This window comes from Methylobacterium sp. E-016, from assembly GCF_022829745.1.
In the GTDB taxonomy this organism is placed as follows: Bacteria; Pseudomonadota; Alphaproteobacteria; order Rhizobiales; family Beijerinckiaceae; genus Methylobacterium.
Map to the genome: position 1 here is coordinate 73,173 of NZ_JAKSYF010000145.1, position 25,466 is coordinate 98,638.

General features: G+C 72.6%; 23 protein-coding genes. 19 read left to right on the forward strand and 4 right to left on the reverse strand.

The window, feature by feature from the left end:
• The first annotated feature begins 316 nt into the window (after positions 1 to 316).
• The 4 genes from MKK68_RS21655 to MKK68_RS21670 all read left to right on the forward strand — a co-directional run bounded on the left by MKK68_RS21655 (position 317) and on the right by MKK68_RS21670 (position 4,214).
• Positions 317 to 1,327 carry a sulfate ABC transporter substrate-binding protein gene (locus MKK68_RS21655; RefSeq protein ID WP_409566135.1) on the forward strand — a complete coding sequence of 337 codons (1,011 nt, stop codon included), beginning with the start codon at positions 317 to 319 and terminating at the stop codon, positions 1,325 to 1,327.
• 125 nt (positions 1,328 to 1,452) lie between these two features.
• On the forward strand, positions 1,453 to 2,307 hold the full coding sequence (gene cysT / locus MKK68_RS21660) for a sulfate ABC transporter permease subunit CysT (RefSeq protein WP_147727628.1): 855 nt from the start codon (positions 1,453 to 1,455) through the stop codon (positions 2,305 to 2,307).
• On the forward strand, positions 2,300 to 3,172 hold the full coding sequence (cysW, locus tag MKK68_RS21665; RefSeq protein ID WP_147727627.1) for a sulfate ABC transporter permease subunit CysW: 873 nt from the start codon (positions 2,300 to 2,302) through the stop codon (positions 3,170 to 3,172). Before cysT ends, cysW begins: the two co-directional genes overlap by 8 nt.
• 58 nt (positions 3,173 to 3,230) lie before the next feature.
• A complete protein-coding gene (locus MKK68_RS21670; RefSeq protein ID WP_244032897.1) occupies positions 3,231 to 4,214 on the forward strand; it encodes a sulfate/molybdate ABC transporter ATP-binding protein in 984 nt (327 codons plus the stop codon).
• A 238-nt stretch (positions 4,215 to 4,452) separates the two neighbouring features.
• Here the strand turns inward: MKK68_RS21670 and MKK68_RS21675 are convergent, their stop codons facing one another.
• Positions 4,453 to 5,928: an amino acid permease gene (locus MKK68_RS21675; protein WP_147727626.1), complete on the reverse strand. Its 1,476-nt coding sequence runs from the start codon at positions 5,926 to 5,928 to the stop codon at positions 4,453 to 4,455.
• A 266-nt stretch (positions 5,929 to 6,194) separates the two neighbouring features.
• Between MKK68_RS21675 and MKK68_RS21680 the strand changes: the two genes are divergently transcribed.
• The 4 genes from MKK68_RS21680 (at position 6,195) to MKK68_RS21695 (ending at position 10,419) form a co-directional block, all read left to right on the forward strand.
• On the forward strand, positions 6,195 to 6,995 hold the full coding sequence (locus MKK68_RS21680; RefSeq protein ID WP_187274955.1) for an alpha/beta fold hydrolase: 801 nt from the start codon (positions 6,195 to 6,197) through the stop codon (positions 6,993 to 6,995).
• Between the two features lie 4 nt (positions 6,996 to 6,999).
• A complete protein-coding gene (locus MKK68_RS21685) occupies positions 7,000 to 8,997 on the forward strand; it encodes a PAS domain S-box protein (RefSeq protein WP_313899241.1) in 1,998 nt (665 codons plus the stop codon).
• Positions 8,998 to 9,091: 94 nt separating this feature from the next.
• Positions 9,092 to 10,150: a cysteine synthase A gene (locus MKK68_RS21690; protein ID WP_147844572.1), complete on the forward strand. Its 1,059-nt coding sequence runs from the start codon at positions 9,092 to 9,094 to the stop codon at positions 10,148 to 10,150.
• Positions 10,151 to 10,263: 113 nt separating this feature from the next.
• Positions 10,264 to 10,419, forward strand: a complete 156-nt coding sequence (locus MKK68_RS21695; RefSeq protein ID WP_147729453.1) for a DUF3309 domain-containing protein — start codon at positions 10,264 to 10,266, stop codon at positions 10,417 to 10,419.
• 151 nt (positions 10,420 to 10,570) lie between these two features.
• Here the strand turns inward: MKK68_RS21695 and MKK68_RS21700 are convergent, their stop codons facing one another.
• Positions 10,571 to 12,133: a serine protease gene (locus MKK68_RS21700; protein WP_244032898.1), complete on the reverse strand. Its 1,563-nt coding sequence runs from the start codon at positions 12,131 to 12,133 to the stop codon at positions 10,571 to 10,573.
• 138 nt (positions 12,134 to 12,271) lie between these two features.
• Between MKK68_RS21700 and MKK68_RS21705 the strand changes: the two genes are divergently transcribed.
• Positions 12,272 to 13,111, forward strand: a complete 840-nt coding sequence (locus tag MKK68_RS21705; protein WP_244032899.1) for an SDR family NAD(P)-dependent oxidoreductase — start codon at positions 12,272 to 12,274, stop codon at positions 13,109 to 13,111.
• A gap of 46 nt (positions 13,112 to 13,157) precedes the next feature.
• Here MKK68_RS21705 and MKK68_RS21710 read toward each other — a convergent pair whose 3' ends face one another.
• Both MKK68_RS21710 and MKK68_RS21715 read right to left on the reverse strand, forming a co-directional pair.
• Entirely contained in the window at positions 13,158 to 13,691 is a 534-nt protein-coding gene (locus tag MKK68_RS21710) for a hypothetical protein (protein WP_409567294.1), read from the reverse strand.
• 121 nt (positions 13,692 to 13,812) lie between these two features.
• The gene (locus tag MKK68_RS21715; protein ID WP_147729722.1) at positions 13,813 to 14,310 is read right to left on the reverse strand and encodes an Hsp20 family protein; all 498 of its coding nucleotides are present in this window, start codon (positions 14,308 to 14,310) and stop codon (positions 13,813 to 13,815) included.
• A 448-nt stretch (positions 14,311 to 14,758) separates the two neighbouring features.
• Between MKK68_RS21715 and MKK68_RS21720 the strand changes: the two genes are divergently transcribed.
• The 10 genes from MKK68_RS21720 to MKK68_RS21765 all read left to right on the forward strand — a co-directional run bounded on the left by MKK68_RS21720 (position 14,759) and on the right by MKK68_RS21765 (position 25,427).
• Positions 14,759 to 16,420 (forward strand): methyl-accepting chemotaxis protein, encoded by a 1,662-nt coding sequence (locus tag MKK68_RS21720; protein ID WP_409567295.1) that lies wholly within the window; start codon positions 14,759 to 14,761, stop codon positions 16,418 to 16,420.
• A gap of 694 nt (positions 16,421 to 17,114) precedes the next feature.
• Positions 17,115 to 19,043 carry a PAS domain-containing protein gene (locus MKK68_RS21725; protein ID WP_279605458.1) on the forward strand — a complete coding sequence of 643 codons (1,929 nt, stop codon included), beginning with the start codon at positions 17,115 to 17,117 and terminating at the stop codon, positions 19,041 to 19,043.
• Positions 19,044 to 19,401: 358 nt separating this feature from the next.
• On the forward strand, positions 19,402 to 19,587 hold the full coding sequence (locus tag MKK68_RS21730) for a hypothetical protein (RefSeq protein ID WP_147729728.1): 186 nt from the start codon (positions 19,402 to 19,404) through the stop codon (positions 19,585 to 19,587).
• 17 nt (positions 19,588 to 19,604) lie between these two features.
• Positions 19,605 to 20,246 carry a nitrile hydratase subunit alpha gene (gene nthA, locus MKK68_RS21735; protein WP_147729729.1) on the forward strand — a complete coding sequence of 214 codons (642 nt, stop codon included), beginning with the start codon at positions 19,605 to 19,607 and terminating at the stop codon, positions 20,244 to 20,246.
• Complete coding sequence (nthB, locus tag MKK68_RS21740) at positions 20,243 to 20,908, forward strand: nitrile hydratase subunit beta (RefSeq protein WP_147729730.1); 666 nt, start codon at positions 20,243 to 20,245, stop codon at positions 20,906 to 20,908. Before nthA ends, nthB begins: the two co-directional genes overlap by 4 nt.
• On the forward strand, positions 20,905 to 21,225 hold the full coding sequence (locus MKK68_RS21745; protein ID WP_147860278.1) for a nitrile hydratase accessory protein: 321 nt from the start codon (positions 20,905 to 20,907) through the stop codon (positions 21,223 to 21,225). The genes nthB and MKK68_RS21745 overlap by 4 nt, the downstream gene beginning before the upstream one ends.
• A gap of 62 nt (positions 21,226 to 21,287) precedes the next feature.
• Entirely contained in the window at positions 21,288 to 22,442 is a 1,155-nt protein-coding gene (locus MKK68_RS21750; protein WP_244032902.1) for an endo-1,4-beta-xylanase, read from the forward strand.
• Positions 22,443 to 22,868: 426 nt separating this feature from the next.
• On the forward strand, positions 22,869 to 23,768 hold the full coding sequence (locus MKK68_RS21755) for a MipA/OmpV family protein (protein ID WP_187274916.1): 900 nt from the start codon (positions 22,869 to 22,871) through the stop codon (positions 23,766 to 23,768).
• Positions 23,769 to 23,949: 181 nt separating this feature from the next.
• Positions 23,950 to 25,104, forward strand: coding sequence for an SDR family oxidoreductase (locus MKK68_RS21760; RefSeq protein WP_147844242.1), 1,155 nt, complete (start codon positions 23,950 to 23,952; stop codon positions 25,102 to 25,104).
• Positions 25,101 to 25,427 (forward strand): DMT family transporter, encoded by a 327-nt coding sequence (locus tag MKK68_RS21765; RefSeq protein WP_147729248.1) that lies wholly within the window; start codon positions 25,101 to 25,103, stop codon positions 25,425 to 25,427. The genes MKK68_RS21760 and MKK68_RS21765 overlap by 4 nt, the downstream gene beginning before the upstream one ends.
• The last annotated feature ends 39 nt before the right edge of the window (positions 25,428 to 25,466 follow it).

The following is a 25,466-nucleotide window of genomic DNA, read 5'->3' on the forward strand; positions in this document are numbered from 1 at the left end:
CACCGTTCGGCCCGAGACGCTAAAACGTTCGTTCTAAGAAACGGGCTGGTTACCGCAAATATCTTCTTCGGATGGGACGGTTCGGAGAAGATCCGATTTTTCGCGTGTGAAATACCAGCGGGCTCGGCAAGCGATGGCGCATCGAAGCGCCGTGTTCCGGTCGTGCAACGCCGCTCGACCAGTTGACAACGTTCTGTAAAAAGAACGAAAACTCGGTCTCTTCGTAAGGGATACGGGCCGAGGCCGGCGCGCATCCCGCGGTGATGACCGGAGGATCGGCGTGAGCGAGCGGCACGGAACACGGCGGACGGGGCGGATCGGGCGGCGGGCGGCCTTGGCGGGGCTGTGCCTGGCCGGCGGCCTGCTCACGGTGGTCGGCGCGCGCGCCGAGACGGCCCTGCTCAACGTCTCGTACGATCCGACGCGCGAGCTCTACCGCGACATCAACGCGGCCTTCGCCGAGGACTGGAAGGCCAGGACCGGCGAGACCGTGACGGTGCGCGCCTCGCATGGCGGCTCGGGCTCGCAGGCCCGCACGGTGATCGACGGGGTCGACGCCGACGTGGTGACGCTCGGCATCCCGTCCGACATCGACGCGATCGCCAAGCTCACCAAGCGCATCCCCGAGGATTGGCGCGGCAAGCAGCCGAATGCCGGCCTGCCCTACACCTCGACGGTGGTGTTCCTCGTGCGCAAGGGCAACCCGAAGGGCGTCAAGGACTGGGGCGACCTCGCCAAGCCCGACATCAAGGTCATCACCCCGAACCCCAAGACCTCGGCCGGCGGGCGCTGGAACTTCCTCGCCGCCTGGGGCTACGCCTACAACCAGGACAAGGACGCGGCCAAGGCCGACGCCTTCGTCGGCACCGTCTACAAGAACGTGCCGGTGCTCGACACCGGCGCCCGCGGCTCCACCGTCACCTTCGCCCAGCGGGGCCTGGGCGACGTGCTGCCGACCTGGGAGAACGAGGCCTACCTCGTGCTCCAGGAGTTCGGCGCCGACAAGTTCGACATCGTCGTGCCGCCGACCTCGATCTACGCCGAGCCGCCGGTGGCGCTGGTCGACGCCAACGTCGACCGCAAGGGCACCCGCAAGCAGGCCGAGGCCTACCTGGCCTTCCTCTACACCGACAAGGCGCAGGCGATCTTCGCCAAGCACCATTACCGCCCCTTCAAGCCCGCCGCGGCGGCCGAGGCCGACCTCAAGCAGCTGCCGGACATCAAGCTGTTCAAGATCGAGGATCTCCAGGGCAACTGGGACGAGATCCAGAAGCGGAACTTCGACACCGGCGGCCTGTTCGACCAGCTGAGCCGCCAGGGGCGGTAGCGCCGACCGACCCCCTCTCCCTATCCGGGCAGCCGATCCCGGGCAGGCCCGAGGTCGCCGGGAGAAGGGACCCGCGATCGGGCCAGCCGCGTCGACCGATCCGAACGTTTCTCGAGAGACTTCCCATGGTCGCCCCACCCCGCCCGAAGCGGCGCTTCCGACAAGCCAGCGTGATCCCCGGCTTCGGGCTCACCTTCGGCTACACGCTGACCTGCCTCGGGCTGGTGGTGCTGCTGCCGCTGGCCGCCCTCGTCGCCAAGGCCTCGGGCCTCGGCCTCTCGGGGATCTGGTACGTCGCCACCGACCCGCGCGTGGCCAGCGCCCTCAGGATCAGCTTCGGCGTGTCGCTGCTCGCCGCGCTCACCGCCTCGGTGTTCGGCTTCCTCGTCGCCTGGGTGCTGACCCGCTACCGCTTCCCGGGCCGCAAGCTCGTCGACGCCGTGGTCGACCTGCCCTTCGCCCTGCCGACCGCGGTGGCGGGCATCGCGCTGGCCTCGCTCTATGCCCCGAACGGCCTCGTCGGCGCGCAGCTGGCGCGGCTCGGCATCCAGGCGGCCTACACACCGGTCGGCATCTTCATCGCCATGGTGTTCATCGGCCTGCCGTTCGCCGTGCGCACCGTGCAGCCGCTGATCGCCGAGATCGACAAGGAGGTCGAGGAGGCCTCCGCGACGCTGGGCGCCACCCGGTGGACGACGCTGATCAAGGTGGTGCTGCCGCCGCTGATCCCGGCGGTGCTCACCGGCTTCGCGCTGGCCTTCGCCCGCGGCGTCGGCGAGTACGGCTCGATCATCTTCATCGCCGGCAACCTGCCCTACGTCTCCGAGATCGCGCCGCTGCTGATCGTCATCAAGCTCTCGGAGTTCGATTACGGGGGCGCGGCCGCCATCGCCACGATCATGCTCGGGATCTCGTTCCTGACCCTGCTGGCGATCAACCTGATCCAGGCCTGGAGCCGCCGGAGGTTCGGTTATGTCTGATCTGAGCCTGACGGCCGCGCCGGCGCAGGAGGAGGCCGCCAGCGAGGGCCGCCTCGTGCGCGGGCTGCTGATCGGCACCGCGGTGGTGTTCCTGGCGCTGTTCCTGGTGCTGCCGCTGTTCACGGTGTTCGCCCAGGCGCTCTCCCGCGGCGTGGGCGCCTATCTCGAGGCCTTCTCCGAGCCCGACGCCTGGACCGCGATCCGCCTGACGCTGACGGTGGCGGCGATCGCCGTGCCGTTCAACCTCGTCTTCGGGGTCGCGGCCGCCTGGGCCATCGCCAAGTTCGAGTTTCCCGGCAAGAGCCTGCTGATCACGCTGATCGACCTGCCGTTCTCGGTCTCGCCGGTGGTCTCGGGGCTGATCTACGTGCTGCTGTTCGGGAGCCGCGGCCTGTTCGGCGGCTGGCTGCAGGACCACGGCATCCAGATCCTGTTCGCGCTGCCCGGCATCGTGCTGGCGACGGTGTTCGTCACCTTCCCGTTCGTCGCCCGCGAGCTGATCCCGCTGATGCAGGAGCAGGGCAACGCCGAGGAGGAGGCGGCGCTGACGCTCGGCGCCACCGGCCTCCACACCTTCCGCACGGTGACGCTCCCCAACATCCGCTGGGGCCTGCTCTACAGCGTGCTTCTCTGCAACGCCCGCGCCATGGGCGAGTTCGGCGCGGTCTCGGTGGTGTCCGGGCATATCCGCGGCCTGACCAACACCATCCCGCTCCACGTGGAGATCCTCTACAATGAGTACAATTTCGTCGCCGCCTTCGCCGTCGCTTCGCTCCTTGCCGGACTCGCCCTTGTCACCCTCGCCCTCAAATCCCTCCTCGAATGGCGCTACGGGGCGGAGCTCGGGTCGCGGGCACGGCATTAACGCGAACTCGACCGCGATCCGCGTCGAGGGCCTGTCGAAGACCTTCGACACGGCCGCCGTGCTGCACGACTTCAACCTCGACGTGCGCGCGGGCGAGCTGCTCGGCCTGCTCGGCCCCTCGGGCTCGGGCAAGACGACGCTGCTGCGCATCATCGCCGGGCTCGACACGCCGGACCGCGGCCGCATCCTGTTCGGCGGCGACGACGCCACCTTCCTGCCGGTGCAGCAGCGCGCGGTCGGGTTCGTGTTCCAGCACTACGCGCTGTTCAAGCACATGAGCGTGGCCGACAACATCGCCTACGGGCTGAACGCGCGAAAGCGCGCGGAGCGGCCGCCGGCGCAGGAGATCAAGCGCCGCGTCGGCGAGCTGCTCGACCTGATCCGGCTGTCGGGCTTCGCCGACCGCTATCCCTCGCAGCCCTCGGGCGGCCAGCGCCAGCGCATCGCGCTCGCCCGCGCGCTCGCCGTCGAGCCGCGCGTCCTGCTCCTCGACGAGCCGTTCGGCGCGCTCGACGCGCAGGTCCGCAAGGACCTGCGCCGCTGGCTGCGCGAGATCCACGACCGCACCGGCCAGACCACGATCTTCGTCACCCACGACCAGGACGAGGCGCTGGAGCTCTCCGACCGCGTCGCCGTGCTCGACAAGGGGCGGCTCGAGCAGGTCGGCACCCCGGACGAAGTCCAGGAGAACCCGGCCTCGGCCACCGTGCTGCGCTTCCTCGGCGACGCCATCGAGGTCGAGGCGATCGCCGAGGGCGGCCGGGTCCGCGTCGACGGCAAGCCGACCCCGGTCGCCGCGCCCGCCGGCCTCATCGGCCCGGTGAAGCTGTTCGTGCGGCCCTGGCAGCTCCAGCTGGTGGAGCCCGCCACCGCCCACCTCACCGGCACCGTCCGCTCGTCCTACCGCAGCCAGGGCCGCCAGCGCATCGAGGTCGGCCGCCCCGACGGCGGCCTGCTGATCGTCGAGGATTCCGACGGCGAGCGCTACGCCGCCGGCCGCGAGGTCGGCCTGCGGATCAACGGGGGGTACGTGTTCGGGTAAGCTTCCTCTACGAGGGTACCAGGCTCACGCATCTCTGCCTGACGGTACCGGACGGCTCGTCGGAAGCGGCGCCTGGCCCCTGTCGCGAACAAGCGATCGAATTCCCGCCTCGTTGCCCGCGCTTGCGCCTCCGACGATCCGTGCACGGCGGCGATCGGTCGGCAGATCGATGCGATCTTAGCGCACCGCTTGCCCCGAGGCGTCTGACATCGCGCGATCGGAGCGGCACGGCCGCCCCTCACGCCGTGGTCCCGTCCCGGCGGCGGAGCACCGAATGCTTGCGGCTGTAGAAGAAGTAGATCGCGAAGCCGATCGCCATCCACACGACGAGCCGCAGCCAGGTGTCGAGGGGCAGGCCGGCCATCAGGAACAGGCAGGACAGGATGCCGAGGATCGGCACCGTCGGCACGCCCGGCACGCGGAACGGCCGGTACATCTCCTTGTCCGAGCGGCGCAGGTAGATCACCGAGCCGCAGACCAGGATGAAGGCGGCGAGCGTGCCGATGCTGACCATCTCGCCGAGGATCCCGATCGGCACCAGCGCCGCCACGATCGCCACCGCCGCGCCGATCAGGATCTGGCTGCGATAGGGCGTCTGGTAGGTCGGGTGCACGTGAGCGAACAGGCGCGGCAGCAGCCCGTCGTTGGCCATGGTGTAGAAGATCCGGCTCTGGCCGTAGAGCAGCACCAGGATCACGGTGGTCAGCCCGGTGAGCGCCCCGAGCTTGATCAGCGCCGAGAACCAGGCGATGCCGATCACGTCGACGCCCTTGGCGATCGGGTCGGGGACGTTGAGGTCCTTGTAGGGGACCACGCCGGTGAGCACCGCGGCGACCAGCACGTAGAGCACCGTGCAGATCGCGAGCGAGCCGAGAATGCCGATCGGCATGTCGCGCTGGGGCGATTTCGCCTCCTGCGCGGCGGTGGAGACCGCGTCGAAGCCGATGAAGGCGAAGAACACCACGCCCGCGCCGCGCAGCACGCCGCTCCACCCGAAATGGCCGAAGCTGCCGTCGTTGTCGGGAATGAACGGGGTCCAGTTGGCTTGCTTGATGTAGCCGTAGCCGAGCACGATGAAGGCCAGCACCACGGTGAGCTTCACCGCCACCATGACGTTGTTGAGCCGGGCCGATTCCTTGGTGCCGCGCACCAGCATCAGCGTGAGCAGCCCGACGATCAGCACCGCCGGCAGGTTCATCAGCGCGGTGGCGTCCGACCCGTCCGCGAGCTTCACCGCGGTGCCGGGCGCGGCGGTGAAGCGGGGCGGGATGACGAGCCCGACATCCTTGAGCAGGCTGACGACGTAGCCGGACCAGCCCACCGCCACGGTGGCCGCGCCCATGGCGTATTCGAGGATCAGGTCCCAGCCGATGATCCAGGCGAAGAACTCGCCCAGCGTCGCGTAGGTGTAGGTGTAGCTCGATCCCGCCACGGGGATGAGAGCGGCCATCTCGGCGTAGCACAGGCCGACGAAGGCGCAGGCGATGCCGCCGGCGACGAAGGACAGCATGATCCCCGGCCCGGCATATTGCGCGGCCGCCGTGCCGGTGAGCACGAAGATACCCGCGCCGATCACCGCGCCGATGCCCATCGCGATGATCGAGAACAGGCCGAGCGATTTCGAGAGCTGATGCCCGTCGCTCTCGCCCCCGGCGAGGATGTCTTCGACGGTCTTGCGCCCCGTCAGGCCGGAGGGTTGATCCGTGTCAGCCATGGTCGCTCCGATCCGCGCGGCGGCATCCGGCACCATGTCGGGCGGCTCTCGGGGATGCCAGCCGGCGACGCGACTGATCCCCCGGTTTCGCTCGGCCCCCGGTGACGTTCGGCCCGCTCCCGCCCGGCAAGGAGCGTGCCGTCCCGGCGGCGCCTCGGCCGGGCTGTCGAGTTCGTGAGCCCGCCGGCCGGGTTTGACCGGTATCCGGGCCCCGCGCACGGCACGGCGATGCGTGCTAGACCGGTTTTCGGCGGGGGAACGCGGGTTTGTCGGTCGTACAACGGCACAACACGAAGATCGCCGGGGCCGGCGAGACCGCGATGGTCTTCGCCCACGGCTTCGGCTGCGATCAGAACATGTGGCGCTTCGTGGCGCCCGCCTTCGAGGATCGCTACCGGACGGTGCTGTTCGACCATGTCGGCGCCGGCGGCTCGGACCTGTCGGCCTACGACCCAGCGCGGTACGCCACGCTCGACGGCTACGCCGACGACGTGGTCGCGCTCGCCCGCGCCCTCGGCGTGCGGCGCGGCGTCTTCGTCGGCCACTCGGTCAGCGCCATGGTCGGCATCCTCGCCGCGAAGGCGGCGCCCGAGCTGTTCGACACCCTCGTCCTGGTCTGCCCCTCGCCGCGCTACGTCGACGACGCGGAGGACGGCTACGTCGGCGGCTTCACCGCGGCGCAGGTGGAGGAACTGCTCAACTTCCTCGACAGCAACCACATGGGCTGGTCCCAGGCGATGGCCCCGACGATCATGGGCAACGCCGACCGCCCCGAGCTCGGCGCGGAATTGACCAACAGCTTCTGCCGCACCGATCCGGACATCGCCAAGCGCTTCGCCCGGACCACGTTCCTGTCCGACAACCGCGCCGACCTCGAGAACGTCGCCGCCCGCTGCCTGGTGATCCAGTGCGCGGAGGACGTGATCGCCCCCCGGGAGGTCGGCGAGTACGTCCACCGCAACCTGCCGGGCAGCGCGCTCGTCCTGCTCGACGCGACCGGGCATTGCCCGAACCTCAGCGCGCCCGAGGCGACGGTCGCGGCGATCGAGGCGTTCCTCCGAGGGTGATGACGTGGACGAGGCGACGCCCACCTCCGGGGTGCAGGAGGCCGACGACCTCGCCGACCTGTTCGAGAACGCGCCCTGCGGCTACGCCTCGGCCCTGCCGAGCGGGCGCCTGTCGAAGGTCAACCGGACGCTGGCGACCTGGACCGGATACCCGGCCGGCCACCTCGTCGGGCGCCGCTTCCTCGACCTGCTGACCATCGCCGGCAAGATCTACTACGAGACCCATTTCGCGCCGCTGCTGCGGATGCAGGGCTTCTTCAACGAGGTCGCCCTCGACCTCGTGCGCGCGGACGGCCGGACGCTGCCGGTGCTGGTCAACGCGGTGGTCCGCCGGGACGAGGCGGGCGAGATCCGCTTCATCCGGATCACCGTGTTCAACGCCTCCGACCGCCGGCGCTACGAGCGCGACCTGCTCGCGGCGCGGCGCGCCGCCGACGAGGCCACCGCCGCGCTGCGGGAGCTCAACCTCACCCTGGAGACGCGGGTCGCCGAGCGGACGGCCCAGCGCGACCGGGCCTGGCGGCTGTCGCAGGAATTGCTGATCGTGGCGCTGCCGGACGGCACCCTGGAGAGCGTCAACCCGACCTGGGCCGAGCTGCTGGGCTGGCGCGACGACGAGCTGATCGGCCGGTCGTTTGCCGCCTACACCCACCCGGACGACCTCGCCGCGACCCTGGCGGCCTTCGCCGCCATCCTGGAGCGGCCGCTCACGGTTCCGTACGAGTACCGCTTCCGCCACAAGGACGGCTCGTACCGGTCGTTCGCCTGGACCGCCGCGTTCGAGGACGGCCGCGTCTACGCCTCGGGGCGCGACACCACGCTCGAGCGGGAGCAGGCCGACGCCCTGCGCCAGTCGCAGAAGATGGAGGCGGTGGGCCAGCTCACCGGCGGCCTCGCGCACGACTTCAACAACCTGCTCGCGGGCATCGCCGGCTCGCTGGAGATGATGCAGACCCGGATGCGGCAGGGCCGGGTCGAGGACGTCGCGCGCTACATGGCCGCCGCCCAGGGCGCCGCGCGCCGCGCCGCGGCCCTGACCCACCGGCTGCTAGCCTTCTCGCGCCGGCAGACCCTCGATCCCCGGCCCACGGACGTGAACCGCCTCGTGGCGGGGATGCACGAGCTGATCCAGCGCACCGTCGGCCCGGGCATCCCGGTCGAGGTCGCCGCCGGCGCGCGGCTGTGGACCGCCCTAGTGGACGCGTCCCAGCTCGAGAACGCGCTGCTGAACCTGTGCATCAACGCCCGCGACGCGATGCCGGACGGCGGCCGCATCACGGTCGAGACCACCAACGCGCGGTTCGACGCGCGCGCCGCCCGCCAGCACGACGTGCCGGAGGGGCAATACCTCGCGCTGTGCGTGGCCGACACCGGCACCGGCATGCCGCCGGAGGTGGTCGCCCGGGTGTTCGAGCCGTTCTTCACGACGAAGCCGATGGGGGCGGGCACCGGCCTCGGGCTCTCGATGATCTACGGCTTCGCCAAGCAGTCGGGCGGGGAGGTGCGGGTCCGCTCGGAGGTCGGGGCCGGCACCCGCGTGAGCATCTTCCTGCCCCGCCACCACGGCGACGCCGAGGCCGAGGGCAAGGTGGCGGCCGGCCCGGCGCGGCCGCGCTCCGGGCAGGGCGAGACGGTGCTGGTGGTCGACGACGAGCCGACGGTCCGGATGCTGCTCGCCGACATCCTGGAGGACCTCGGCTACACCGCGATCGAGGCGAGCGACAGCGCCGCCGGCCTCAAGCTGCTGCAATCGGACGTGCGCATCGACCTGCTGGTGACCGATGTCGGCCTGCCGGGCGGGATGAACGGGCGCCAGATGGCCGATGCCGGCCGCGCCCGCCGGCCCGACTTGAAGGTGCTGTTCATCACCGGCTACGCCGAGAACGCCGCGCTCGGCGAAGGCCACATGGCCCCCGGCATGGCGGTGGTGACCAAGCCGTTCTCCGTCGACGCCATGGCCGAGCGCGTCCGCGCGATGATCGAGGCGCCGCGCCTGGCCTGATCGCCGTGGCGCCGCCCCCGGCTTCCGATGGGCCGCCTTCTGATCTATCGCGGAGGGCGGCGCCCCGGGAGGCGCGCGATGCGGAGGCACCGGCATGGGCGTGGCGACGGATCCGGAGCGGGGCACCCGCCCCGACGTGCTGGCGGCGATCGGCGGGACGCCGCTGATCCGGCTGCGCCGGGCGTCGGAGGAGACCGGCTGCACCATCCTCGGCAAGGCCGAGTTCCTCAATCCCGGCCTCTCGGTGAAGGACCGGGCGGCGCGCGCGATCGTCGAGGACGCCGAGGCGCGCGGGCTGATCCGGCCGGGCGGCACCATCGTCGAGGGCACGGCGGGCAACACCGGGATCGGGCTGGCGCTGGTGGCCTCCGTGCGCGGCTACCGCACGGTGATCGTCATCCCGGTCACCCAGTCGGAGGAGAAGAAGCAGACCCTGCGGCTCGCCGGCGCCCGCCTCGTCGAGGTGCCGGCGGTGCCGTACGCCAACCCGAACAACTACGTCCACGTGGCGCGCCGCCTCGCCGAGCGGCTCGCGGCCACCGAGCCCGCCGGCGCGTTCTTCGCCGACCAGTTCGACAACGTCGCCAACCGCGGCGCGCACGAGCGGCACACCGGCCCCGAGATCTGGGACCAGACCGGCGGCACCCTCGACGGCTTCGTCTGCGCCGCCGGCACCGGGGGCACGCTCGCCGGGACGGCGCTGGCCCTGCGGGCGCGCAACCCCGAGGTCGCGATCGCGCTCGCCGACCCCGAGGGCTCGGCGCTCCACGCGCACTACACCGCCGGGACGCTCAAGGCCGAGGGCTCGTCGATCACCGAGGGCATCGGCCAGGGGCGGATCACCCGGAACCTCGAGGGGTTCGCGCCCGACCACGCCTTCCGCATCCCCGACGCGGAGGCGCTCGACATCGTGTTCGGGCTGATGCGGGAGGAGGGGCTGTCGCTCGGCGGCTCGTCCGGCATCAACGTCGCCGGCGCGATCCGGCTGGCGCGGGTGCTCGGCCCCGGCCACACCATCGCGACGATCCTCTGCGACGGGGCGGCGCGCTACGCCTCGAAACTGTTCAACCCCGCCTTCCTGCGCGAGCGCGGCCTGCCGACGCCGGACTGGCTGGACGAAGCCGGCGCGCCGCTGCCGGACTGGCACGCTTGAGCCGGCAAAACCGTCCGTCACGTTTGCGTGCGAATTATTTGAACGGAACGGATTGTCGCGGCGTTTGAACGGTCAAGCTCACGACCCGTGCGCTCCCGCGGAGACTTTCTTCCATGTCGCTCGTCACCATTCTGCTCATCATCCTGATCATTCTCGCCTTCGGTGGTGGCGGCTTCCTCGGCGGCGGCGCCTATCGCGGCCCGGGCTTCGGCCTCGGCGGCATCCTGATCATCGTCCTGATCGTGCTGCTGGTCACCGGCCGGCTCTGACGCCGGACGCGGGGGCCCGGTTCCGCGATCCGCGATCGGGGACCGGCTCCCGACGCCCCCTTCGCGATCTGCGGATCGCGGAGGGGGCTCTGTTTTCCGTGAGGTCTGATCTTCTTCACGCGAGCCGGGATCCACCGCGCTCGAAACCGCTCTAGCGAGCGCAGACGATCCCGATCACGGCGCCGCCGACCGCAGAGGCGGCGGCGCCGACGCTGCCGGCACCGGCGGTCGATGGCCGCGTCGCGATGCCGGCCTCGCCCAGGACGGCGGCCACGACCGTCCCCGGGATCACCGGGAAGCTCGCAGGCGGCATCACGCCCGCGATCAGCCGCGGCGCCGCCGGATAGGACGCCACGAGCCCCGCGAGGCCGCCCGCCCGGTCGAGCACCGGCGCCCCGGCCGACCCGGGCTGCAACGGCGCCGTCACCCGCGCCGCGCCCACCATCGCGCCCGGCGCGACCGACACGCCCGCATCCCCGCCCGCTCCCTCGCGCGCCTCCTGCGCCGCGACCACGACGCGATCTTCGGACGCCGACGCTCCGACGATGCCCGGCAGGCGCGGCGCCGGCAGCCCGGCGGCCTCCAGCAGCGCCAGGCCGCGCTCGCTGCGCAACACCTTGGCCGGGGCGCTCCCGATCCGCGGGGCCGGGCACGCCTCCAGCACCGCCGACGCGGTCAGCACCCGCCCCGGCGCCACGACGAGGCCGGTGCCGACGACGTTCGGGGCCGAGGCGACCTGCGGCGCCGAGGCCGCCTGCGGGCGAACGGCGACCTGAGGAGCGCCCGAGACCTGCGGACCACCCGAGCTCTGCGGAGCGCCCGACGCCGGTGGCGCGGCGGCCGGCGCGGTCGCGATCCGGGGCGCCTCGCCCGGCGTCCCGGGAAACGGCACGAAGCTGTTGGCGATGGCGATGACGAGGCGGTCGATCTCGCCCGCCTGCGCCGCCTCGTAGCCGATGGCGAAGCCGCGGATGCCCTCCGGCCCGGCGGCGTAGCGCACGTACGAGCGCCCCGAGGCGGTCTCGCCGGTGACGACGATGAAGTCCGGCCGCTTGAGCTTGTACGTCACCTTGCGGTCGGCGAGCGGCGCGGTCGCGCGGGTGAACAGCGCGTCGAGGTCGGTGCCGCCGGCGGGAAACGACCGGCTCTCCAGGGTCAGGCGCCCGTCGGCGCTCTGCCAGCGGGTTCCGCCGGGGACCGCGCTGCGCTTGGGCAGCATCCGCTCGGGCACGCCGAGCACCGCGCCGCTGGCGGGATCGGCCTGCACGGTGAAGCGCACGGCCTTCCGCGCCGCCTCGCCCGCCGCCAGGATCGCGGCGCGGCTGCGTGGATCGAGGGGGTCGCCCGCGTCGGTGCGGGCGCGGGCGGCGCTCAGCGCCTCGAAGGTCCGCCGGCCGAAGGCGCCGTTGACGACGCTGTTGTAGTCGCCGGTCCAGACCAGCGCGTCCTGCAGCGCCTTGCGCTCGGCCTCCGGCAGGGCCTCGAACCCGGCCCGCATCGCCTCGAAGGCCGGGTCCGGCGCGGCGGCGGGCGGGCGCGGCGGCTGCGGTTTCGGCGCCTGCGCGGCGGCGGAGGCGGTGGCGGCCAGCGTCAGGGCGAGGGCGAGGATCACGCCGCGGGCCGGATCGCAGGCGGAGGCCGGCCCGCGCGCGGGGGCGGGAGCCCGGTCGCGGAGCGGGGGGACGCGCGGTCGGCCTGTGGCGCGGGCGGGCATGCGGGCGATTCCCGGAAGCGTGAGCGTGCCGGACGGTGGCAGAGGCGGCGGCCGAAGGCCAGGGCGGGGCGCCGCACCCTCGACAATCCCGGCCGCCGCCCCACCCTCACCGCGACGCGAAAGCAGCGAGAGGCGCCGATGACCCACCCAGCGATCGAACCCGGCCGGACGGCCGTCGTCACCGGGGCGGCCAGCGGCATCGGGCTCGCGGCGGCGCAGGCCTTCGCGCGGGCCGGCATGAACGTGTGGCTCGCCGACCTGCCGGGCGAGGCGCTCGAATCCGCCCGCGCCGCGGTGGCGACGCTCGCCGCCGTGGAGGTGCGCGCCTTCGCCCTCGACGTCGGTCAGCGCCCGGCGATGGAGGCGTTCGCGCAGGCCGTCGCCGCCGGGGGGGCGCCCGCCCTGGTGATGCTCAACGCCGGCATCGAGGCGGGCGGCACGCTGTTCTCCGAGGAGGCGACCTGGCGCAAGATCCTCGACACCAACCTGTGGGGGGTGATCAACGGCATCCACGCCTTCGCGCCGGCGATGATCGCGGGCCAGAAACCCGGCGCCGTGATCGTCACCGGCTCGAAGCAGGGCATCACCACGCCGCCGGGCAACACGCCCTACAACGTCTCGAAGGCGGGCGTGAAGGCGGCGACCGAGGCGCTCGCGCACGACCTGCGCGGCCGCGACGGCTGCCGCATCTCGGCGCACCTGCTGATCCCGGGCTTCGTCTATACCGGGCTGGCCAGGGCCCGCGGCGTCGCCGAGAAGCCGCCCGGCGCCTGGACGCCCGACGAGACGGTGGCCTTCCTGCTGGAGCGGATGGCGCAGGGCGATTTCTACATCCTCTGCCCCGACAACGAGACCACCCGCGCCCAGGACGAGCGCCGGATCGCGTGGGCGGCCGGCGACATCATCGAGAACCGCCCGGCGCTCTCGCGCTGGCACCCGGATCATTCCGAGGCGTTCCGGCGGGCGATGGACGGGTAGGGCCCGGGCCGGCGCGCCCCGGCGCATCCTCCGCGCGGCCCGGCCCTCAGGCCGGGATGGCGGCGGCCAGCGCCGTGCTCGGGGGCGTCTTCGGGCGCGGCATGACGCTCGCCGGGCAGGGCGGCGGATCGTCGTCGTCGTCGCGCCGCTTCGGGCGGACATACGTGTGCAGGTCCGCGAGGCGGCGCAGGCGGCGCAGGTGGCGTGGCGCGGCGCGCCTCGTCCGAGCCGGGCCTGCCCGGCGGACCGCCCGGTCGAGCTCGCCCAGCGCCGCGAGGACGGCGTCGACCGAGACCGGCTCGGCCCGGCTGCCGACGAGGCACCGCATGCCGGGCGAATCCGCGAGCACGCAGGCATCCGACGCCCAAGACGCCAGGATCGCGCGCTTGTCCGCCCGCGAGAGCGCGGGGTGGGCCAGGACCTCCCGCGGGTGGCGGAACACGTCGCCGGGGGCGACGAGCGCCTGCCAGGCCTCGAACGAAGCCGGATGGGCGCCGCCGCAATCATGCGCGCCATCGGGGTTCATGGCGCCGGAACCGGGATTCATGGCGCCGGAACGGAAAAGCTGCGTCTCCCTCATCGATGATCCTCCTTCCTGATGCGCGATGGGATGGACACACGGGCCGGAGCCCCCGCGCGGGCCCGCAGGCCAGGGCGGCACAAGGTTCACGGCCGTCGGAATCGAGGCGCGCGCCGGGGGCTCAGGCCGCCTTGCGCCCGGTCTCGATCCGGCTCGGCGCGTCGTCCTGGCTCAAGGCGTCCCGGCTCACGGCGGCCGCCGTGCCGCCGATCGGGATGCGCCGCGGCTTGAGGGCCTCGGGCACCTCGCGCTTGAGGGTCACGGTGAGCAGGCCGTGCTCGAGGCTCGCGCCGACGACCGTCACGTGGTCGGCCAGCTCGAAGGTCTGGCGGAACGTGCGGGTGGCGATGCCGCGATGCAGGATCCGGCGCTCGTCCTCGGGCGCCTTTCGCCGGCCGGCGACCAGAAGGCTGGCGCCGTGCTGCGTCAGCTCGATCTCGCCGGGTGCAAAGCCGGCGACGGCCATGGTGATGCGATAGGCGTCGTCGGCCACCCGCTCGATGTCGTAGGGCGGCCAGGTCGACGACGCCTCGGCCTGCGCGGCTCGGTCCAGCATCGCGAACAGGCGGTCGAAGCCGACGGTGGATCGGTAGAGCGGTGCGAAATCAAGGGTCCTCATGACCACATCCTCCTGGGAGCAACGTGATGACAAGGGTCGCCGGATGCCTTCCGGCGCCCGTGGGCGAGCCTTCGAACGGCCTCGCGCGCAGAAAATGCGAACACCGCGATCCGGTTCCCGGCCGGCTCCGAAAAATTCTCCTGGCGTCCGGCGTGCGATGCCGGGGGAGGGGGCCCGAACGCCCGGCCTCGCACGGACCCGCCGACGAGCTGCGGGACGGCGAGTCGGGGTCGCCGGCATGCGCTTCCACCGATGCAACCGGTAGGTTGTAGCAGGTGACGGCATCCGTATTCGCGCGGCCGCTTCGGCGTGCGCGCAACACTTCGTCGGTAGCGCGGGCTTAACCGCTTGCCGCGTAGAGGATGAACACCGCGTCCGAGAGGAAAAACTCGGTCTTGCGCCGTCATCCCGGGGCTTTCGAATGCGTACCGTCGTCGATTTACGCCTGATGACCAAGCTCCTGCTGGTCTTCGCGGTCATCATCGGCGCGGCCGGCCTCGCCGCGCTGGTGAGCTGGCGCGGCCTCGGCTCCGTCGAGGAGGCGCAACGGTGGCGCGATCACACCTACCGGGTCCTGGAGCAGGTCGAGGCGCTGACCACCGCCATGGTCAACCAGGAGACCGGCCTGCGCGGGTACCTGCTGAGCGCCGAGCCGAGCTTCCTCGAGCCCTACCGGGCCGGCACCAAGGCCTACGCCGATGCCCTCGCCCGGATCCGCGCGCTGGTCTCCGACAACCCGGCGCAGCTGCAGCGCCTGGGCGCGCTCGACCAGGACGCCCAGGCCTGGCACGACGGAATCGCCGAGCGCGAGATCGCGCTGATGCGCGACGAGCCGACGCGCGGCCAGGCGCGGCAGCTCGCGATCTCCGGCGCCGGCAAGGCGGCGATGGACCGGCTGCGCCTGAAGGCCGCCGAGATCGCGACGATCGAGCGGAGCCTGCTGGACGACCGGGCGCGGATCGCCGAGGCCGCCGGCGCCGGCTCGCGTCAGGCCGTCCTCGTCGGGCTCCTCGCCATGCTCGCCGCCGCCGCCTTGGGCGCGCTCCTGGTGAACTGGGCGGTCTCGCGCCCGATCCGGGCGATCACCGACCTGATGGGCCGCCTCGCGCGCGGCGACACCGGCGCCGAAATCCCGTTCCGGGACCGCCGCGACGAGGTCGGGGCGATCGCGGGCGCCGTCCAGGTCTTCAAGGACACCCTGATCCGCACGCAGGCGCTGGAGGCCGAGACGGCGCTCGCCCGCGCCTCGGCCGAGGAGCAGCGCAAGGCCGGCATGCGCCAGATGGCCGACGGGTTCGAGCAGGCGGTCGGCGGCATCGTCGGGCGGGTGTCGTCCTCGGCCGGCGCGCTGCAGGCCACCGCCCGGACCATGACGGCCACGGCGGCCGGGACCGCCAGCCAGTCGACGACGGTGGCCGCCGCCGCCGAGGAGGCGGCCGTCAACGTCAACACCGTGGCCGCCGCCGCCGAGGAGCTCGGCGCCTCGGTTCAGGAGATCGGCCGGCAGGTCTCGGGATCGACCGACCTGGCGCAGCGCGCCGTCGCCGAGGCCGACGATACCGCCGCCCTGGTGCAGGACCTTAGCGCCGCGGCCGGGAAGATCGGCGACGTGATCGGCCTGATCTCCAACATCGCGAGCCAGACCAACCTGCTGGCGCTCAACGCGACGATCGAGGCGGCGCGGGCCGGGGAGGCCGGCCGCGGCTTCGCGGTGGTCGCCGTCGAGGTGAAGGAGCTCGCCGCCCAGACCGCGCGGGCCACGCAGGAGATCTCGGACCAGATCGGCCAGATCCAGGGCGCCACCGGGCAGGCCATGCACGCGATCGGCTCGATCGCGGCGCGCATCCGCGAGATCGACATGGTGGCGACGACGATCGCGGCCGCCGTCGAGCAGCAGGGCGCGGCCACGCAGGAGATCGTGCGCAACGTCGGGCAGGCGTCCAGCGGGACGAACGAGGTGACGAGCAACATCGCGGGCGTGGCGCGCGCGTCCGAGGACACCGGGGCGGCCGCCAGCCAGGTGCTCGCCTCCGCCTCCGAGCTGTCGCGCCAGTCCGAGCACCTGACCGCGGAGGTCGCCCGCTTCCTGGCGACGGTCCGCGCCGCCTGACCGCCCGGCCCCGCGGCGGCCCTCCGGGCGGGGCCTCGGGGCGCGACGCCCGTGCCAGAACGCGGCCGAGGCCGGGCCGGTCGCGCTCCGGTGGCGCGAGCGATGGCGCCTGGCGGCCAGACGACGATGTGAGCCCGTTCGGCCCATGGCCGGTGTGGGAGGGAAGCGGGCCCCGACCTCTCGCTTTGACGCGGACGGCCCGGTGTCGCCCGAAAGTGGTCGTTCAGATCACAGTCAGCGCCTCCCGTAAGCACCCGTTCGCCGGCCTCATCGCGACCTCGGTTCGGGGTGAAAAGCGAGCGCCATAGCTCGGCCGAGGAGCAATCCCTCGGCGACCACTGAAGGCGCACGTGCCATAAGGGGGCATGGCCCCTGAAATGTCCTCCGATGAGCCGAAGCGTGCGATCACGTCTTCGGGCGACTGCGAAAATCACGACCGTACGGTCTTCGACACCCTCAATGAGGAGTGTCACCGACCCAGCAAGAGGACGTCCGGGCGCAGCCTCTGCCGCTTCGTACGGCGTCGGCGGGGCATGACGCGGTGAGTGACGCGACGGCCTTCCTGGCTGGCGGCGGTGAGGCCGCGCGCCTCATTCGCGGGCGCGACTGGTCGGCCCATCCTCTCGGCTCCCCCGAGACGTGGCCGCAATCTCTCAAGACCGCGCTCTCGCTGGTCCTGAACTCGCCCGAGAGCATGATCCTGGCCTGGGGGCCGGACCTGCACTTCTTCTTCAACGACACCTATTCCCGCCTGCTCGGCCCCCGGGTGGCCTGGGCCACGGGCGAACGCTTCGACAGGGTCTGGGCCGACGCCTGGGACCAGGCCAAGCCCATCATCGAAGACGCCTTCGCCGGGCGCAGCCATCGCTTCGAGGACCTTCCGTGGAAGCTCGATACCGACCGGGGGGCGGCGCAGACCTGGTTCTCCTTCTCCTACTCGCGGGTGCTCGATGCCGACGGCAGGATCGCGGGCCTGTTCATCTTCGCCGACGAGACCACGCAGCGGGTGCTGACCGACGCCGCGCTCAAGGACAGCCAAGAGAGCCTGGAACGGGCACTCGGCGAGGTGCGCAGCCTGAACGCGACCTTGGAACAGCGCGTGGAGGAGCGCACGAACGAGCGAGACCTGATGTGGGACACCGCTCCCGACCTGATGCTGATCATCAACTTCGAAGGCATCTTCCAACGGGTCAACCCGGCATGGACCCGTCTTCTCGGCTACGAGCCGCACGAATTGGTCGGGCACCACGTCAACGAGTTCGTCCTGGTGGAGGACCACGTGGAAACGGTTGGTGCTTATACCGAGGCGGCCGAGGGCGGGATGCCCCACATCGTCAACCGCTACCGGCACAAGGATGGCTCGACGCGCTGGATCTCATGGACCGCCGCCCCGGCCGGAACGCTGACCTACGCGACCGGGCGCGACATCACCGAGGCCCGGGAAAGGCAGGCCGAGCTGGAGCAGGCACAGGAGGCCCTTCGCCAATCCCAGAAGCTGGAAGCCGTCGGCCAGCTCACCGGCGGGGTCGCGCACGATTTCAACAACCTGCTGACCATCATCCGCTCGTCCGTGGACTTCCTTCGACGACCGGACCTGCCAGAAGTGCGCAAGGATCGGTATCTCAACGCCGTCTCCGATACGGTTGAGCGCGCGGCCAAGCTCACCGGCCAGCTGCTCGCCTTCGCACGCCGGCAGGCCCTCAAGCCAGAGGTGTTCGACGTCGGCGAGAGGATGCGCGGGATCGCGGAGATGCTTGATACCGTGACGGGCGCACGCGTCCATGTGGTCGCGGAGGTGCCCGATGCGCCCTGCTTCGTCCGAGCGGATCTAAGCCAGTTCGAGACCGCGCTCATCAACATGGCCGTCAACGCGCGCGATGCCATGGGCGGGGAGGGAACGCTCACCCTGCGCCTCGGATGCCGGACGGCCCTTCCCGTCATCCGCGGCCATGCCGGCTCGCGCAAAGCCTTCGCCACGGTCTCCCTCGTCGACACGGGTTCAGGCATCCCCCCGGACCTGCTCAGCCGGATCTTCGAGCCGTTCTTCACAACCAAGGAGGTCGGCAAGGGCACGGGGCTCGGCCTGTCGCAGGTATTCGGCTTCGCCAAGCAGTCGGGCGGCGACATCGACGTTGCCAGCACCGTCGGGGAAGGCACAACCTTCACCCTCTACCTGCCGGAAGTCGAGCAAGAGGAGGTCCAGGACCGTGTCCGCGGGCCCGACGGGGGTCAGACGCCGCTCGGCACGGGGCAGCGCATCCTCGTCGTTGAGGACAACATCGGCGTCGGTCAGTTCGCGACCCAGATCCTTGAGGACCTGGGTTACCGACCGACCTGGGCAGCCAACGCCGAGGAGGCGCTGGACCGGCTAGGCGGCAATGGCGCAGGCTTCAACCTGGTTTTCACCGACGTGGTGATGCCAGGCATGGGTGGCGTAGAGCTCGCCAAGGCACTGCAGCGGCGGTTGCCGCACCTGCCGGTGGTCCTGGCATCCGGCTACAGCCACGTGCTGGCGCAGGAGGGCACGCACGGGTTCGAGCTGCTGCAGAAGCCGTACTCGGCAGTGCAACTGGGCGACATCCTGCACCGGCTCCTCGGCCTTCAAGCGAGGGGTTCGGTCTAAGCAGGCTCGGCTTCCGGCTTGGTCGGTGTGTTCAAGACCCCGCTATGTCCGCTTCGATGCACCTGTCGTCCGAAAGCGGACGGGCAGAGAACCACCCGACCCGGTCTGACGTGCCGGGCTACCGGTCAGCGGACCGTCCGAGGTTCTGCAAAGCGTCGGACGCGGACCGTCCATCCCGCCCGAGGGTCCGGCTGCCGCCCGCCGCAGAACGCGGCGCCGACGGGCGGGCCCGCCCGCATCCCGCCCCCTCGGGCCAAATCCGCGCCGCGCTGCACCCGATTCACCGAACCCCTTCCCGATCCTCGCGGCCGACGCCACATCCGGGTATGGTCGATTCGAGCGATCGGGAGGACGTGCCGTGTACACTGTGAAGGCGAACGACCATGCGGGGCGCCCCGCGACGTTCGCGTGCGGGACCGCCGACCAGGCCCTGGAGAAGACCTGGGAGCTGGCCCGGCGCGGCTTCAAGGACATCGTCGTGACCGACCCGAAGGGGCACGCCTCGAACGCGGCCGCCTTCGAGCGCTCGCTCGACCTGGCCTGAGGCGGGCGGCGGCGCGGATGGCCTATCGTCACGACGACCCGGATCACGACCACGGGCACCAGCACGGGCACGACCACGGCGCGCTGTCCCCCGTCGAGGCGCGGGTGCGGGCGCTGGAATCGATCCTGGTGCAGAAGGGCTACGTCGAGCCGGCGGCGCTCGACGCGCTGGTCGAGCGCTACGAGACCCGGGTCGGGCCCCATCTCGGGGCGCAGGTGGTGGCCCGCGCCTGGGTCGATCCGGCCTATCGCGCGCGGCTGCTGGCCGACGCCACGCCGGCGATCGCCGAGCTCGGGATCGGCGGGCGCGGCGGCGAGCACATGGTGGTGGTCGAGAACACGCCGCACGCCCACAACCTCGTCGTCTGCACCCTGTGCTCCTGCTACCCCTGGCCGGTGCTCGGCCTGCCGCCGGTCTGGTACAAGGCGCCGCCCTATCGCGCCCGCGCCGTGATCGACCCGCGCGGCGTGCTCGCCGAGTTCGGGGTGCGCCTGCCCGAGACGACGCGGATCACCGTGTGGGATTCGACCGCCGAACTGCGCTACATGGTGCTGCCGATGCGGCCCGCCGGCACCGAGGCCTTCGACGAGCGCCGCCTCGCCGGCCTCGTCACCCGCGACGCGATGATCGGCACCGGCCTGCCGGGCGTCCCGGCATGAACGGCGGCCAGGACCTCGGCGGGATGCACGGCCTCGGCCCGGTCGCTCCCGAGCCGAACGAGCCGGTGTTCCACGCCGATTGGGAGAAGCGCGTCTTCGCGCTCGCCATGGCGATGGGCTTCACCGGTGCCTGGACCCTCGACGGCAGCCGCGCCGCCCGCGAGTCGATGCCGCCGGCCGACTACCTGCGCGCCAGCTACTACGCGATCTGGCTCGACGCCCTCGAGCGCCAGCTCGCCGCCCACGGCCTCGCGCGGCCGGAGGAGATCGCCCGCGGCGTCGCCGATCCCGATCCGGCGCCGGTGGCGCGGGTGCTCACCGCCGACATCCTGGAGCCGCGCTACCGCGCCGGCTTCCCGAGCGACCGGCCCGCGCCCGCGCCGGCGCGCTTCGCGGTCGGCGACGCGGTGACGATGCGCAACATCCACCCGCCGACCCACACCCGCCTGCCGCGCTACGTCCGGGCCAAAAGCGGCACCGTGCTGCGCGTCCACGGCGCCTTCGTCCTGCCCGACACCAACGCCTGCGGGCAGGGCGAGAACCCGGACTGGCTCTACACCGTGGCCTTCCCGGCCGCCGAGCTCTGGGGCGAGGATGCCGACCCGAACGGGCGCGTCACCGTCGCGGTGTTCGAGCGCTACATCGCGGGCGGCGCCGCATGAGCGAGCCCGTCGCCCCGTTCTCGGCACCCTGGGAGGCGCAGGTCTTCGCGATGGTGGTCGCGCTGCAGGATTCGGGGCTGTTCACCGGGGCCGAGTGGGCCGACGCGCTCGGCGCCGCGATCCGCCCGGCCGACGGCCCGGAGGCGCCGGCCGATTACGGCCGCTGGCTCGCCGCCCTGGAGACGATCCTCGCCGCCCGCGGCATCGCCGACGGCCCCGCCCTCGACGCCCGCCGCGACGCCTTCCTCCGCGCCGCGGAGGCGACCCCGCACGGCCTGCCGATCGTGCTGGAGAACGACCCGCTGTTCCGGCGATGACGCCGCAGGAGGACGACCGCGACCGTGGTGCGCTTCCTGCGCCCGCCCCGCGAGGGGAGGCCATGATCCCCACCCGCCGCACCCTCCTCGCCGGCGCCGCCTGCGCCCTGGCTGCGCCCGTCCGCGCCGCGCCCGCGCCGTTCGGGCCGCCGGGCCGGCCGTCGTGGTCGGCCGACAGCCTGCAGGCGGCGGCCGCCCGCACCGGGCTGACCTACGGCACCGAGGTGCCCGGCTTCCGGTTCGCGCGCGATCCCGCCTACCGGCAGGCGGTGGCGCGCGAGGCCGGGATGCTGGTCTGCGGCACCGAGATGAAGATGGAGGTGGTGCGGCCCGAGCCCGGCAAGACCGATTTCGCGCAAGCCGACGCCCTGGTGCGCTTCGCCCGCGGCAACGGCCAGCGCATGCGCGGGCATACGCTGGTCTGGCACGAGGCGCTGCCGCCCTGGGTGCGCCCGCTGCTGGCGCGGGCCACCGCCCCCCAGGCCGAGGACTTCCTGCGCCGCTGGATCGAGACCGTGGCCGGCCGCTACCGCGGGCAGATCGCCTCCTGGGACGTGGTCAACGAGGTGCTGTCGCAGGACGGCGGCGGCCCGGAGGGCCTGCGCGAGAGCCCGTGGCTCACCGCGCTCGGCCCCGGTTACGTCGACCTCGCCTTCCGCATCCTGCACGAGGTCGACCCGACGGCGGCCGGCTGCTGGAACGAGGACGCGGTCGAGCAGGGCGTGCCGTGGATGGAGGCGCGCCGCACCCGCGTGCTCAAGCGCCTGGAGGGGATGCTGGCGCGCGGCGTGCCGATCCGCCGCTTCGGCCTGCAATCGCACATCACCAGCACGGTGCCGATCGACCAGGGCCAGCTTCGGCGCTTCCTCGCGGAGATCGGCAGGATGGGGCTCGGCATCGAGATCACCGAGTTCGACATCGACGACCGGGCGTTCCCGGCCGACATCGCCACCCGCGACCGCAAGGTCGCCGACCTCGCCAGATCCTATCTCGAGGTCGTGGCGGCCGAGCCCGCGGTGCTGACCGTGATGTCGTGGGACCTCTACGACCCCGACACGTGGCTCAACGACCACCCCTACCGCAAGCGCCCCGACGGCCTGCCCCAGCGCGCGCTGCCGCTCGATGCGCAGTTTGGGCGCAAGCCGCTCTGGCACGCGATGCGGGCGGTGTTCGCCCAGGCGCCGGACCATGCGGCGGCGCGGGCGAAGCTGCGGTAGCGCCCCTCGGGCCCAGGGGCCAGGATCTTGACGTCGCGCAGCTCGCCGTCGCGCGGCGCCTCCTCGATGCCGTGCTTCCGCGCCTTCGCGACGAGGCCTTCCATGCCCTTGCGATGCTCCGGCCAATGCTCCGGCCTGGTCTCGCCGCCCTTGGCCGGGATCGGGCTCCGCAGCACCTCGGCGTGCGTCCGGATGCCGCCGAGCGACGGCTCCGGCATCCGCTTCCGCCTGGCGTCGCTCGCCCGGCCGATCGGACAAGCATGCCCCCGTTCCGGCGACGCGTTCGACACGAAAGCGTGACGGGCGGGGCGGCCGGCATCGCCCGAAATCCGCCGGCGGGACCGTTCCCCGGGCGGCGGATCTGCTAGGCATCCTGTCTCGCCCGAGGGGCGTGCGCACGGCGGTCGCGCCGCTGGAGGCCGGGTCTTGGGCGCGATCGACGAGACAGGGGCCCGAGCCCGGGCGACCCGCGCGGCGGCCGTCCGCGCGCCCGCCGTGGCCGCGCTCTTCCTGGCCGCGCCCGCCTTGGCCGTGCTCGCCTTGGCCGTGCTCGCCTCGGCCGCGCTCGATCCGGCGCCGGCCCGCGCCGGCGACCTTTCGGCGCTGTTCGACCCCGGCACCGTGGTGTCCGTCGGCGGGTTCGCCGGCGCCGGCGGGCGCTTCCAGGGCGCGCGGGCGGCCGGGCTGTGGGGGCTGCCCTACGCTTCGTTCCGCAAGGCCGACGAGCGCCCGGACTGGTTCTCGCCCGACGACGCCCTCGACGCCGCCCTGGTGGACGAGCGCGCGGTGCAGGCCGGCGCCGTTCTCGATGTCCGCAGCGGCCGCGCGGCGCACGACGACCGCAGCCTCGCCGGGCTGCCGCGCCGCCCGGTCGCGGCCGGGCTCGGCCTGTTCGGCGCGGTCTGGCCGGTGGAGGACGTGCTGCGGCTGCGCGCCGAGGTCACGCAGGGCCTGCGCGCGCATGACGGCCTCGTGGCCAAGCTCGGCGCCGACCTCGTCGGCACCGCCGGCCGCGTCACCCTGAGCGGCGGCCCCCGCCTCGTGCTGGGGGACGCCGCCGCGATGCGGCTCGACTTCGACGTGCCGGTCGCCGCGATCGCCGACCCGCGGCTGACGCCCTACCGCGCCGCGGGCGGGCCCCGCTCCGTCGGCGCGATCGTGGCCCTGGCCTACGCCTGGTCGGAGGCGTGGCAGACGATCGGCTCGGTCCGCTACGACCGCCTCGTCGCCGCCGCCGCGGGAAGCCCGATCGTCCGGCGCCTCGGCACGCCGAACGACGTCACGGTCGGATTCGGGGCGATCTACTCGGTCCGGATCGACCCGTGAGGCTGCAGCGCAAGCAACGGGACTTCAACGCCAAGATGTCGTTCACGAATTCGTGAATGTTGCCGGCCGAGCACGGCCGATCTTTAATCACCCTCTGCGCCGCGATGCGGGGATTATATCGGAACGTTTCTGTCTATGTCTCGCCGCAAGGAGTGGGAGGCGGACTGTGCCACGGATTCTGTTGACGGGGGCGACCGGGCTGATCGGCGGCGCGGTGCTGCACCGGGCGCTCGAGGCGGGCGACGACGCCACCTGGGTCTGCCTCGTGCGCTGCGCCGGCGTCGAGCAGGGCCGCCAGCGGATCGCGGCGCGGCTCGCCCGGTTCACCGACGCCTTCACCGCCCAGCGCCTCGCCCGCAAGGTCGAGGTCGTCCCCGGCGACTTCACCCGGGCCGACCTCGACCGCGATCCGCGCCTCGACGACTGCACCCACGTGCTGCACCTGGCCGCCGACACCTCGTGGTGGGGCGACGAGCGGGTCTACCGCACCAACCACGACGGCACCCTGGCGCTGGCGCGGCGGGCGCAGGCGATGCCGAAGCTCCGGCGGTTCCTGCACGTCGGCACCGCGATGATCTGCGGCGCCGACGCCGCGGCGATCGTCGCCGAGACCGACTACCCGGCGGCCGAGGCCCGGCACATCGTCGCCTACACCGTGTCCAAGGCCGCGACCGAGACCTCGCTGGCGGCGCGGTTCCCCGACCTGCCGATCGTCGTCGCCCGGCCCTCGATCGTCGTCGGCCATGCCAGCCTCGGCGCGGGCCCGAGCTCGAGCATCCTCTGGGTGCTGCGCGCCGCCGACGCCCTGCGCATGCTGCCCTGCGCGCCCGAGAGCCACGTCGACGTCGTCCCGGCCGACTGGGTCGCCGAGATGCTGGTCGGGCTCCTGACCAAGCCGACGCTCCGGCACGACCTCTACCACCTCTCGGCCGGCATGAGCGGCCGCACCACCTGGGCCGAGGTCATCGCCGCCTTCGAGGCGGCCGAGCCGAGCGACGGCGTGCGCGCCTTCCGGCCGTTCGACCTCGCCGCCGACCGCACCGTGCTGCGCCGGCGCTTCGCCGAGGTGTTCGGCCTCGACGGGCCGCTGAAGCAGGCGATGCTCCGCGCGGTGCGCGCCTACTACGCGTTCTGCGCCCTCGACGTGACCTTCGCCAACGACCGCCTGCTCGCCGAGGGGTTCGCGCCGGCGCCGCGGCTGCCGGCCTACCTGCCGGTGTGCCTGGCGAACGCGGCGACGATCGTCGAGCAGTTCGCCGACGACATCGAGATGTTCGCCGTGCCGCCCCCGGTGCCGGAAGACGCGGCCGGCACCGCGCTGGCGGCCAGCGCATGAGCCCCTACCTGACGCTGGCGATCGCGATCGGCGCCGAGATCTCCGCGACCCTGGCGCTGAAGGCGGCCGACGGCCTGACCCGGCCGGTCCCCACCCTGATCGTCGCGCTCGGCTACGGCACGGCCCTGTGGCTGATGTCCTCGAGCATGGACATGCTGCCGATCGGCGTCGTCTACGCGATCTGGGCCGGCGTCGGCATGGTCGGCGCCGCGCTCGGCGGCGCGCTGCTGTTCGGCGAGCCGGTGACCCTGCCGATGATCGCCGGCATCGCGGTCATCGCCTGCGGCGTGGCGATCCTGGCGAGCGCGCGGGTCGAGGCCTGAGGCCGCGCCCGGCGCTGGACCGCGCGGACGGCAACCGAT